Annotated in this window: 9 protein-coding genes, 3 pseudogenes and 1 riboswitch; of the genes and pseudogenes, 10 read left to right on the forward strand and 2 right to left on the reverse strand. The window is 30.4% G+C overall.

Features of this window, described 5'->3' with window-relative positions; all coding sequences use genetic code 11:
- The 10 genes and pseudogenes from KPL44_RS11500 to mltG all read left to right on the forward strand — a co-directional run.
- Window positions 1-774, forward strand: a 774-nt coding sequence (locus tag KPL44_RS11500; protein ID WP_216250158.1) for a carbohydrate ABC transporter permease, incomplete at its 5' end; no start/stop codon positions are given.
- Between the two features lie 62 nt (window positions 775-836).
- On the forward strand, window positions 837-3,020 hold the full coding sequence (locus KPL44_RS11505) for an alpha-galactosidase (RefSeq protein WP_216250161.1): 2,184 nt from the start codon (window positions 837-839) through the stop codon (window positions 3,018-3,020).
- Between the two features lie 143 nt (window positions 3,021-3,163).
- Window positions 3,164-4,022, forward strand: a pseudogene (locus tag KPL44_RS11510) (alpha-galactosidase); the annotation flags it as partial.
- 13 nt (window positions 4,023-4,035) lie between these two features.
- Window positions 4,036-4,131 carry a GH36 C-terminal domain-containing protein gene (locus tag KPL44_RS26070; RefSeq protein ID WP_367302945.1) on the forward strand — a complete coding sequence of 32 codons (96 nt, stop codon included), beginning with the start codon at window positions 4,036-4,038 and terminating at the stop codon, window positions 4,129-4,131.
- A 345-nt stretch (window positions 4,132-4,476) separates the two neighbouring features.
- Window positions 4,477-4,608: pseudogene (locus tag KPL44_RS25335) on the forward strand (DUF4317 family protein); the annotation flags it as partial.
- Window positions 4,609-4,805: 197 nt separating this feature from the next.
- Window positions 4,806-5,762: a carbohydrate kinase family protein gene (locus tag KPL44_RS11520; protein WP_216250165.1), complete on the forward strand. Its 957-nt coding sequence runs from the start codon at window positions 4,806-4,808 to the stop codon at window positions 5,760-5,762.
- A gap of 253 nt (window positions 5,763-6,015) precedes the next feature.
- Window positions 6,016-6,674, forward strand: a pseudogene (locus KPL44_RS25340) (transposase); the annotation flags it as partial.
- 332 nt (window positions 6,675-7,006) lie between these two features.
- Window positions 7,007-7,468, forward strand: a complete 462-nt coding sequence (locus tag KPL44_RS11535; protein WP_216250174.1) for a GtrA family protein — start codon at window positions 7,007-7,009, stop codon at window positions 7,466-7,468.
- A gap of 49 nt (window positions 7,469-7,517) precedes the next feature.
- A complete protein-coding gene (galU, locus tag KPL44_RS11540; protein WP_216250177.1) occupies window positions 7,518-8,432 on the forward strand; it encodes a UTP--glucose-1-phosphate uridylyltransferase GalU in 915 nt (304 codons plus the stop codon).
- Window positions 8,433-8,817: 385 nt separating this feature from the next.
- Complete coding sequence (gene mltG / locus KPL44_RS11545; protein WP_216250180.1) at window positions 8,818-9,612, forward strand: endolytic transglycosylase MltG; 795 nt, start codon at window positions 8,818-8,820, stop codon at window positions 9,610-9,612.
- Between the two features lie 56 nt (window positions 9,613-9,668).
- Here the strand turns inward: mltG and nrdG are convergent, their stop codons facing one another.
- Together nrdG and nrdD are read right to left on the reverse strand one after the other, a co-directional pair.
- A complete protein-coding gene (nrdG, locus tag KPL44_RS11550; protein WP_216250184.1) occupies window positions 9,669-10,187 on the reverse strand; it encodes an anaerobic ribonucleoside-triphosphate reductase activating protein in 519 nt (172 codons plus the stop codon).
- Window positions 10,188-12,338 carry an anaerobic ribonucleoside-triphosphate reductase gene (gene nrdD, locus KPL44_RS11555; RefSeq protein WP_216250187.1) on the reverse strand — a complete coding sequence of 717 codons (2,151 nt, stop codon included), beginning with the start codon at window positions 12,336-12,338 and terminating at the stop codon, window positions 10,188-10,190.
- 136 nt (window positions 12,339-12,474) lie between these two features.
- Window positions 12,475-12,665, reverse strand: a riboswitch (cobalamin riboswitch).
- Window positions 12,666-12,677 lie beyond the last annotated feature (12 nt).

Raw genomic sequence — 12,677 nt, forward strand, 5'->3', positions numbered from 1 at the left:
GGTGCGATTGCAATGCTAATTCCATTTATATGGATGATACTAACTTCTTTAAAAACACTTACAGAGTCAACGTCATTACCAGTTACTATTATGCCTAAAAGTTTTAAATGGAGTAATTACATAGATGTATGGAATCAACTACCATTTGCAAAATTCTATATAAATACAATGCTAATGATATTTTTTAGAGTTATAGGTTCAGTTTTCTTTAGTGCCATGGCAGCGTATGCTTTAGCTAGAATTGAATTTCCAGGGAAAAATTTTTTCTTTATGTTAATACTTATTCAAATGATGATACCAGGACAAATATTTATTATCCCGCAGTATGCTATAATTTCAAAACTTGGATTATTGAATACTGTTACAGCTCTAATAATACCCGGGATTATAAGTGCTTTTGGTACATTTCTCCTTAGACAATTTTTTATTGGAATACCTAAGGAACTAGAAGAAGCAGCAATATTAGATGGATGTAACAGATGGCAAGTATTTTGGAAAGTTATGTTACCTTTAACTAGATCAGGTCTAGTAGCACTTGGAATATTCACTTCAGTATTTGCTTACAAGGATTTGATGTGGCCTTTAATAGTAAACATGTCATTAGATAAGATGCCACTCGCGGCTGGAATGGCATCATTACAAGGTCAATATTCAACAAATTTTCCTCAACTTATGGCAGGCTCAATGATAGCTATATGGCCAATGCTAATAATATTTATTATATTTCAGAAACAATTTATTGAAGGCGTTGCAAGTACGGGTTCTAAAAGTTAATTTTGAATTTATATATTAGTGTTAAATAATTTGAACATTAAAAAGTAAGGGGGATAAAATAGATGGCAATCTTTTTTGATAAAGACAACAATCTTTTTCATTTACGAGCTAAGGATACAAGTTATGTTCTAAGAATTTTAGAGCCTGGATATTTAGCACATGTTTACTGGGGTAGAAAGGTTAGGAGTTCAAACTTAGATTATACGATTCCTTTTGTTAATAGAGCTTTTTCTACATGGACTGACAATATAGAAAACTTTTCTCTAGATGCAATTCCACAAGAATATCCAAGTTACGGTAACACGGATTTACGATCACCAGCCTATCAAATTCAGCTTGAAAATGGATCGACAATTACAAATTTAAAATATGAAAGTTATAATATTTATAAGGGTAAGAAGAAACTAGAAGGTTTACCGGCTACGTATGTGGAATCTGAAAATGAGGCAGAGACCTTAGAAATTATACTTAAAGATAATATAATAGGATTAAAAGTTTTATTAAGTTATACAGTATTTGAAAATTATGATGCAATTACAAGATCAGTTAAATTAATTAATGAAGGTAGTGAAAAATTAAAGATTTTAAGAGCACTAAGTGCAAATGTGGATTTTAGAGATGATGAATTTGATATGATTCAACTGTGTGGGGCACATGTAAGAGAAAGAAATATTATTAGAAAACCAATAACGGTAGGAAGTCAATCTATTGAAAGCAAAAGAGGGGCTAGTAGTCATCAAGCAAATCCTTTTATAGCATTACTAAGAAAAAATGCTGATGAAGATAATGGAGAAGTGTTTGGCTTTAGTTTAGTTTATAGCGGTAATTTTCTAGCCAATGTAGAGGTGGATCAATATAAAACAACAAGAGTGCATATAGGAATAAATCCTTTTGATTTTAGTTACATATTAAGACCATTAGAAAGTTTTCAGACTCCTGAAGTTGTAATGGTTTATTCAGATAGCGGACTCGGGAAGCTTTCAAGAACTTATCATAAATTATATAGAACTAGGCTTGCAAGAGGTAAATATAGAGATAAGGAGAGACCTGTTTTAATAAATAATTGGGAAGCCACTTATTTTAATTTTAATGAAAATAAAATTAAAGAGATAGCTAGTACTGCAAAAGAACTTGGTATAGAGCTATTAGTGTTAGATGACGGGTGGTTTGGGAAAAGAGATACTGATAAAAATTCATTAGGTGATTGGGTAGTAAATAGAGAAAAACTACCTGGAGGAATAAATAGTATTGCTGAAAATTTAAATTCTCAAGGTATGGGGTTTGGTCTTTGGTTTGAACCAGAAATGATATCACCAGATAGTGATCTTTACAGAAAACACCCTGATTGGTGCATGCATGTTCCAAATAGAAATAGGTCAGAAAGCAGGTATCAATTAATTTTAGACTTATCTAGAAATGAAGTTTGTGATGAAGTAATTAAAATGGTTTCAGATATTCTTTCATCAGCGGCTATTTCTTATGTTAAGTGGGATATGAACCGTAATATGTCAGAAATAGGTTCAGCTGTGTTGCCATCAGAAAATCAAAGAGAGACTGCACACAGATATATTCTAGGACTGTATAAAATTATGGAACAAATAACAAGCAGTTTTCCTGATATTTTATTTGAAAGCTGCTCCGGTGGTGGTGGAAGATTTGATCCAGGATTTCTTTACTATATGCCACAAACATGGACTAGTGATAATACTGATGCTGTTGAGCGTTTAAAAATACAGTACGGAACAAGCTTAGTATATCCAATAATATCAATGGGAAGCCATGTGTCAGCTGTTCCTAATCATCAAGTTTACAGAAATACAAGCTTAGAAACTAGAGGACACGTAGCTATGTCAGGCAATCTTGGATATGAGCTTGATGTAACTAAGATGAGTGAAAAAGAAAAAGTGGCTGTTAAAAAGCAAGTAGATTTCTATAAGGAGATAAGAAATACTATTCAATTTGGAGATTTCTACAGATTAAAAAGTCCTTTTGAAAGTAATGAAACAGCTTGGATGTTTATTTCAGAGGATGGAGGGGAAGTAATAGTGTATTATTTTAGAGTGTTAGCAGAGGCAAATGTAGATTATAAGCCCTTAAGGCTAAAAGGGCTAGATAAAAACTCTGAATACAAAGTGACTAATAAAGACAGAGCATTCGGTGGTGATGAGTTAATGTTTATAGGATTAAATATACCTAGTTTACAAGGCGATTTCCAAAGCTATATCTGGAAATTTAAAAAGATCTGATAGTATGATTTAATTATGTAGAGCAAAGTTAAAGTATTCTAATATATATATCAACCGTATAGTATGTGCAAGAAATTAGAAGAAGTATGTTCAAATAATACATTATTTTATGAAGGATGGTTTACAACATGGGTATATCTTAGAATGAAGTAACAAGAGTTTTTCATTTACAAGCAGGAAATACAAGCTACGTTATGCAAGTATATATGGATGGGTATCTTTCACACCTTTACTGGAGAAAAAAGATAAAAAAAGTTAATGTTCAGGAGCTATTATCAGGTATAGCTAGAGGAGCTTTTTCAACAAATTCAGATTCTAATGATATATTACTTACACTTGATACTTTACCACAGGAATATCCTGCATATGGAAATACAGATTTTCGTACTCCAGCATATTCAGTACAACTCGAGAACGGCACAACTATAACTGATCTTAGATATAAATCACATAGAATTATAAAAGGAAAACCTGCACTAAAAACATCACCAGCTACTTATGTTGAAAGTGACGCTGAAGCCGAAACTCTTGAAATATATGGTTTTAGTTTACAGCGGTAATTTCCTAGCTCAGGCTGAAGTTGACCAAGATGAAACTACCAGGGTATCCAGTGGAATAAATACTTTTGATTTTTCTTGGATTTTAAAGCAATGGGAATCATACCAAACTCCTGAAGCTGTAATGGTTTATTCCTCAAATGGTTTAGGTGACATGTCTAGAACCTACCATAAACTTTATTGCACAAGATTATGTAGAGGTGAATTTAGAGATAAAACAAGACCTGTCCTTGTAAACAACTAGGAAGCTACATATTTTGATTTTAACGCTGAAAAAATAGAAAGCATTGCTAAGGTTGGAAAAGAACTTGGTATTGAACTTTTTGTATTAGATGATGGCTGGTTTGGAAAGAGGGATAATGATGATTGTTCATTAGGTGACTGGGTAGTTAATACTAAAAAATTATTTAAGGAATTAGATAATTTATCTAATCGTATCAACTCTTGGCAAAGATAACATCTATGGTGGAGATGAGCTTATGTATGTAGGGCTTACCATAACAGATTTAGAGGGTGATTATCAAAGCATTATATGGATTTTAAAAAGCAAATAATTCTTCATTGTAAAAGTGGCTGTCTCAAAATAAAAATTAATTTTATTTTGAGACAGCCACTTTTTTCACTCAAAATAAACCAGAAAGTTGGTTCATATAATTTAATATAATGAGATTATTTTACCAACCAAAATATTTTTTTTATTGAAGTAACTACTCCATCCTCATCATTAGTTAAAGTTACATCATTAGCTGAAAGCTTTAGCAAAACAAATTGTGGCTACAATTGGTTCACGTCCCCTGGGGTTTTTTATGAGAGAAACGAATTTGCTTAAAAATACTAAAGATAAACAACTTCAACTATAAATTTACGTAAGGTTTGTCTATAAATTGAGGAGTTTATACATGAGAAGAAAAGATATACTTGAGTTAAAAAGACGTTTTAAAAAAGAATAATGCATCTTCCCTAAAATGTGTGACTGCTATGTTAATGGAGAAAAACATACTATTTTAAAATTTAGACAAAGTTCTCTAAATGAATTTAACTAGATAAAAAATTACGATTAGATTCATTGTAATAAATATTGTAAAATAATTATGTCATACGGTTGACATGTTAAATGGAAATATTGTATAATGGAATTATGAGAAATGGGTTACATTAATTGACCGTGATGAAACAATAAAAATTATTGTAACTATACTATTGATATCGGGTATTTAGGGGGATTAATATGATAAGTTTTAATAAGAAAATAGAATTTTATGATAAGGAAATCGATATATTAGCAATAGGTGAGCTACTTATAGATATGATATCAAAAGAATACAGTAACAACTTCGAAAGTAATGATTACCAAAGGTATTTTGGGGGATCTCCAGCAAACATCGCAATGAATACAATGAAACTGGGAATAAAATCTCAAATTGTAAGTGCTGTAGGTAATGATGGCTTGGGAGAGTTTTTAATACAGCACTTAAAGAATAATAATATTAATACCGGGATGGTAAAGCAAGTTGATTATCCAACTAGCATTGTTTTGATAACAAAAAGCATAGGAACTCCGGTCCCTATATTTTATAGAAATGCTGATTTTCAAGTAAAGTACAACGAAGAGCTAGAGGAAAAAATAAAAAAGAGCAAGATTGTACATTTCTCTTGTTGGCCATTATCAATGCAACCATTTAGAAACACCATAGAGAAAATTATTAAAATAGCCCAAAAGAATAAAATTATTATTTCTTTTGACCCAAATTATCATCCAATGATATGGGAAAGAGGTCATGATGGCATAGAATATGTAAAATCAATTATTAAATATGTAGATATAATAAAACCATCTGAGGATGATGCACAAAGATTGTTTGGTAAAGATACAATTGATAATCAAATTGATAAGTTTTTAAAGTTAGGAGCAAAACTTGTAATAATGACTATTGGTAAAGATGGAGCCATTGTTTCAAATGGTAGTGAAAAGATAAAAATACCTACATTAGCTAGTAAGGTAGTTGATACAACAGGTGCAGGAGATGCATTTTGGTCGGGTTTTTATGCAGCAATTATAAAGGGGCATACAGTTAAGCAAGCTCTTTATTTAGCAGCAGCAGTTAGTGCTTTTAAACTTGAATTTATGGGCGCAGTAGTTGATTTACCTTCAATAGAAAAGATAAAAAAAATTTATAAACTATAGGAGTAAGGGTATATAATGAGGTAATATTTTATTTTAAACCTTAAATTATGATATAGGAAAAAAAGTTACTATTTTTTTAGAGGCCACTGAAAAACTATATGAAAAATCGTCATCAAATTAATGATGGCGATTTTTTTATATAAAAGATTAAAAAACAAAAAGGAATTCTAAAAGATATGTCGAATTAGTATAGTAAAATAAAATAAAAGGAGTTAAACTATTATGCTAAAAGGACAATTCGAAATAGAAATAAATACATACATACCATAGCTTATATTCGTTAATTATTCCAAAAGATAATATTTTAAAGCAAATTAATGACCTTGTTGACTTTTCATTCGTTTATGATGAATTAGTTGTTAACTATAATTTATCAATGGGTAGAGGAGATATTAATCCTATAATGTTATTTAAATATTTGCTTTTAAAAGTTATCTATGAATTGTCTGATGAAGATGTTGTTGGAAGAACCCTTTATGATATGTCCTTTAAATATTTTCTGAATTTAGCCCAGAAGAAACAAATTTAATAAACTTAAGCACATTAACTAAATTTAGAAAGCTTCGCCTTAAAGACATGAATTTATTGGATTTATTAATAAACAAGACTGTAGAACTTGCTATAAAAGAGGGAGTTTTAAAAAGTAAAGCAATAATAGTTGATGCTACGCATACCAAGTCACGTTATAACCAAAAATCAGCAGGAGAAGAATTATTGAAACGTGCAAAAAATTTAAGAAAAACATTGTACGGAGTACATCCTGAGATAAAAGAAGATTTGCCGAATAAAGTTACAACTGGCGAAAAAATTGATGGAAAGGAGCTCATAGCCTTAATAGAAAAAAGCCGTGAGGCTGGTATAGATGTTAATGAAGTAATTGGAGATACAGCTTATTCTGAAAAGAAAAATCTAGAATATACAAAAGAAAATAAAATTTTACTCATTTGCCACCATCCTATCTATATATAAATTATACAAAAAAAGTACCTATGATCCAAACACTTTTTTTTCAAGTGTCCTTCCTATATGTACCAATATATTTCAGTGGCCTCGTTTTTTATAGTAACTTTTTTTCGTATATAGTTATTTATTTAATTTAAACTAATAAGTGGTATTAAAATTTTTAAAAAATAAAATTAAGGAAATTATGTTACAACTAACATATTTTTAACATAATTATTTGCTAATTTTGATACATTTCTTTGTTAGTATATAAATATAGGATTAAAGAAGGAGTGAAGCACATGATTACTTTTAAAAATATTTACAATAATTTAAAAAACAATGAAAAACTTACACATATTTTAAGGTTTGGATTTGTAGGTGGGTTAAATACTGTAATTGACTTTGGAATATTCTCTGTGCTTAATAGTATTTTGGGTGTTAACTATGTTATAAGTCAAATAGTGTCATATTCAGGCGGTACGTTAAATAGTTACTTCTTAAATAAATTTTGGACTTTTAATGATACGAAAACAAGTAAAAAAACGACAAAAGAGATTGTTCAGTTTGCTGTTGTTAATTCAGCTTCCCTAGGTGTAAGTTTATTAGGTATGAGTATATTACTGAGCAACGATTCCATGAATCCTTTAATTGCAAAAATTATTTCCATGGTTTTAGCTCAGGTTGTTAATTTTTTAGGATACAGATTTTGGGTTTTTGGTACAACTGTCAAATCGTCATCTGGAACCAATGGAATAGCTTGAACCTCATTTGAATTTATAAAGCAATAATATATAAAAGGAGATGTTTTATATGAAAGTTAAAAAGGCAATTATACCAGCAGCAGGACTTGGAACAAGATTTTTACCAGCGACGAAGGCGTTACCTAAAGAAATGTTACCTATAGTTGATAAGCCTACAATGCAATATATTATAGAGGAGGCTGTTGCATCAGGCATAGAAGAAATATTAGTTATTACAGGTAGAAATAAAAAGTCTATTGAAGATCATTTCGATAAATCAATAGAACTAGAGTTAGATCTTGAAAATAAGCATAAAGATATTCTTCTTAAACAAGTTCGAAATATATCAAATATGGTAAATATATATTTTATAAGGCAAAAGGAACCTAAGGGTCTAGGGGATGCTATAAATTGTGCGAGAGCTTTTGTAGGTAATGAACCATTTGCGGTAATGCTCGGTGATGATATAGTGGACGCGAAGACTCCATGTCTAAAACAACTTATGGATTGTTTTGAAGAGAGAAATACAACAATACTTGGAGTTCAGCAGGTAGAAAGAAAAAATGTAGATAAATATGGAATAGTTGATGGGACGCGAATTAGTGATCAAGTGTACAAAGTAGATAACCTTATTGAGAAACCGAAAGTAGACAAAGCACCATCAAATCTAGCTATACTTGGTAGATATATAATAACTCCTGAAATATTTGATATATTAGATAAAACGCTGCCTGGAAAAGGGGGAGAAATTCAATTAACTGATGCCCTTAAAACATTAATATCACAGCAAGATATGTATGCATATATATTTGAAGGACGAAGATACGATGTAGGGGATAAATTAGGATTTCTTGAAGCAACAGTAGAATTCGCTTTAAAAAGGGATGAGCTAAAAATTCCATTTATGAAATATCTTCAGACTTTAAAAGATAATAAAACATTTAGTGATATATATAAAGAAGTAGCCTCAGGAATAGAAAGATAACAGCAAAGTTAACAGGGAAACAAATATAATAGAATTATTTGTAAAATTAAGCCATTCTAAATGTCAATTTAGAATGGCTTAATTTTGTTTGGATTTAGGTGGGATAAAGAGGGGGTTATTAAATCATCTCCTGAAGAACTATAATAATAAAAACTTCAGAAAAGAATTTACATTACAACCATATTTGTAAAATTTAAACTTATAGTAGGAAAAATAACATAAAAGTATTTTATAAGTTAAATACTTATATTGTGTCAAAATGGTATAATATTTTAAGAACTAAAAATTATGGAGGGTAAACTGAAGAAATAAGAGACTATAGTAGACATTTGACGAGAAAAGGAGTTGAAATTAGGTTTTATCAACTTAATTAGTTAAGGTGAGTATGAACCTTGAAATTATGAAATTTAGAATAAGAATTTTAGTACTTATCATTTTTGTTATAGCAGCGTTTGGAATATTGAACGTAGGCAATATTTTATACAAAAAAACTAATGTTGTAAAAGTTACGGTGCCAGAAGGATATACATATGAAGAAGTAGGAAAGACACTTCAAAAGTCTGGATTAGTTTCACAAAAGGATTTTATAAAGGAAGCTGAAAATTGGTCAGATAATAATTATTGGTTTTTAAAAGATGTGCCAAATGATAAACATAAGTTAGATGGTTTTTTATTTCCGGCTACATATTCTTTTCAAAAGGATGCAACGAGCAAAGTAATTATAAAAAAAATGCTTGATACTTTTGAGTTTAATATGAAATCTAATAAAGTCTACATAATTAAAAACAAACTTAATATAAGAAATGTTGTAATAGAAGCTTCTTTAGTTGAGAAAGAAGCAGGAAAAGATGTAGATAGAACAAAGATAGCAAGTGTTATTCAAAATAGGTTAAAGATAAAGATGCCACTTCAAATAGATGCGACAATAATATATATAGTTGGAGATAAAAAAAAGCTGTATAATAAGGACCTAGCAGTAAAATCACCTTATAATACCTACTTAAATAAAGGATTGCCTCCATCGCCGATATGTAATCCCGGGATTAAGTCGATAAATGCGGCAGTGCATCCTGCGAAGACAAAGTATATTTTTTATGTATTAAATAGTAAAACTGATGAACATGTATTTTCTATAACGTATGCGGAGCACATTAAAAATGTGGCTAAATATATAAAATAATTTAAAAGATCCACAAGATGAATGTAAACTTCGTCTTGTGGATCTTTTAAATTATCTTAATTATCTAAAACACTGTATTTTATAATTCTATCTTGATTTAGGCTTTCCCTAACTGCTATCATTCTTTGATTTTTGGAACCACTTAAATATTGAGTAATATCTTTAAGATCTTCTATGAATTCACCATCTCTTAACATATCTATATATTGTAGAAACTCTAACCTTATAGGATTTTTAATAAGTTCTTCAAAAGTATAACCACTCCAACAAAATATAGTTTTGTGAGGAAACTTTGTTTTTATTGTTTTTACTAAATCAAGTAAAGCTCCACCGCGAAGATTATCCATCGGTTCTCCTCCGAGTATTGATAATCCTTTTACATATGGGTGTTTAAGGCTTTCTAAAATAGAAGCTTTAACATCTTTGGTAAAAGGCACTCCATAATCAAATTGTCTTGCCTCCGGGCTCCAGCATCCTTTGCAAGGAGGAGTTTTAGCACATCCGCTAACGAATAATGAGGTTCTAAATCCAATCCCATTTACAGTATCATCAAAGAAAATACTAGCATAATTCATTTAATTACATCCTTTATTATTCTTTCTGTTCTTAATCTCCTTCATCTTTCCATTAACTACGGGTCTTTCGAAGATGCTACCAAGGTATCCACAAAGCTTTCTTATTATGCTTAATAACATTTTATCGTCATTTTTACATACAGGACATTCAAATTCTGTATCACTATTCTCTTTTGTAAACATTTCTCCTGTATATCCACATTTTAAACATTTATCACTTATTGAGGATATTCCGAGGAAATGTGTCTTGTCATATGAGTATCTTATAATATCCTCGAGTGCCACTAAATTTTTAGTCATATCTCCTAGTTCTACAAATGATATTGCGCCGCCTGAGGATAAAGAAGATGATTCTGATTCTAAATCTAATTTATCAAAGGGTGATATTAATTCATTAGACGGATAATGGAATGAATTTTCATAATATCCATTGTCATTTACGCCATCTATAACTCCAAAATCTTTTACATCTTCTACGCAAAATTTTGTCGCAAGAGTCTCAGCAGGAGATCCATATAAACTAAATCCTATTTTTGTTTTATTCTTTTGTTCATCACAATAATCTCTGAGATATTTCATGATTTTAGTTGCTCTTTTAGAGGTTTCTTCAGTCCTATCATCTAGTCCCTTACCGTAAAGTGCAGTTAGACAATTATGTAATCCAACATACCCAATAGATGCTGAAGCATATCCATTATTAAGTAATTGCTCTATTGTATCTTCTGCATTTAATTTAGCAATTGCTCCACTCATGTATAGTATAGGTGCTTGTTTTGCTTTAACATTTTTTAGTATATCATATCTTATCATTAATAAATCCTTGCAATCATTTAAAGCTTCATGTAGAGATTTGAAAAATGAATCTTCATTTCTATCTGCCTCAATTGCAAGTCTTACAAGATTTATTGATATTACTCCAAAGTTAAATCTTCCAGCAGTTTTATAATTACCTGCCTCGTCTAAATAACTTCCGAGGAAAGATCTACACCCCATGCATTCCTTATAATCACCAGTAACTTCAATTGCTTTATCAGTATTAATATAATCAGGGTATTGTCTATGCGCACTACATACAACCGCTAATTTAAATAAGTCGTAGTATTTATCGGAAGGATTAAGGTTATTTCCTTTTGTGTTTTGATACACTAGCTTAGGAAATACAGGAGTTACACCACCGGTTAATCCTTTAATTCTTTGATTTAATATAGCCTCGGTTATCATCTTTTGAATTTTTTGATCCTCTTCACTAGCATTTAAATCTACATTATTTATACCAAGTGTTAAAAATGGAGTCTCGGCACGACTTGTCATTAATGTTTGAACTTCATATTCAAGTGATTGCATGCTATCTTCTATTTCTTTGCCTAATCTATCCCAGGCATATTCTTCTATTTTAAGGGGATCGCCGATCCATTTTTTTCCAACAACCCTATGTTTGTTTAAACTTTTAACTGCATAAGGAGTAAGTCCGGTTATTAAAGTTGGGAAGGTAGTTCCCCCATATGTATTACTAGATATATGACTCGCAACTTGAGATAATACATTTATTGCGGTCTCAATTGAATTTGGTGTTCCTATAAGTGTTGTACCTAGGTCAAATCCATTCTCGAACATACTAATCCAGTCAACGAGACAACAATTGAAAAGTGGTAAACCAAAATAAGTTTCATCATGTATATATATACTTTTTTTATGTTTTTTCAAATATTTTTTAGGTATTTTATGTCTTTGACTATAGTTGCTTCCTACAACATTTGAAATTAAGGCTCTTATAGTTTGAATTTTGCTTCCATCAAGATTTCCATTGGAATTAGTCTGCTCTGAAACTGCATTAATTATATTATCTATTTCTTTATCTAATTCTCCTTTTTTATCTCTTTCAAAAGTTCTTTCTTCTCTGTAACTTATGTAGGCTAGGGCTACTTTATTATCTAATAATTTTATTTGATCAACTATTATATCCTGTATTTCTTCTATTGGAATTATAGTCTCTCCTCTTTGTTTAAGAGTTTCAAGTACCCTGGTTAAGACAAGATTATTAAAACTCTTATCTTCCTTCCCGTATACTTCTGTAAAAGCTTTTCCAGCTGCTGTTAATATTCTTTCAGGTATAAATTCTTTTCTTCTCGAATCTCTTTTTATTACTTGCATATAATACCTCCGTGTATTTCATTTTCTATAAATCTTTCCTAAAACGTTAAAAGTCCCTTAACTATTGAGTTAAGAGACTTAAAATCATCGCAACTAAAAAAAGATATTGCTAGCACCTCTCCATCTCTCGTAGAGCTATTGTGTGTAATTATGGAAAGGTATTCTGGCTTAAGCATCATTGTCCCCATTGTACCTTCCCGGTTTCCCAGTGGCATTTTATATAAGGACTCTTCTTTTACAGCGGCGGGACCGCGCAGGATTTACACCTGTCTTCCCTTTTAAACTAAAATAATCTATACTTTAGTTACTCATAATTATAATATTAAATTTAATTATAGT

It is taken from the genome of Clostridium sp. DSM 17811 (assembly GCF_018861905.1).
GTDB classification, from domain to species: domain Bacteria; phylum Bacillota; class Clostridia; order Clostridiales; family Clostridiaceae; genus Clostridium_AD; species Clostridium_AD frigoriphilum.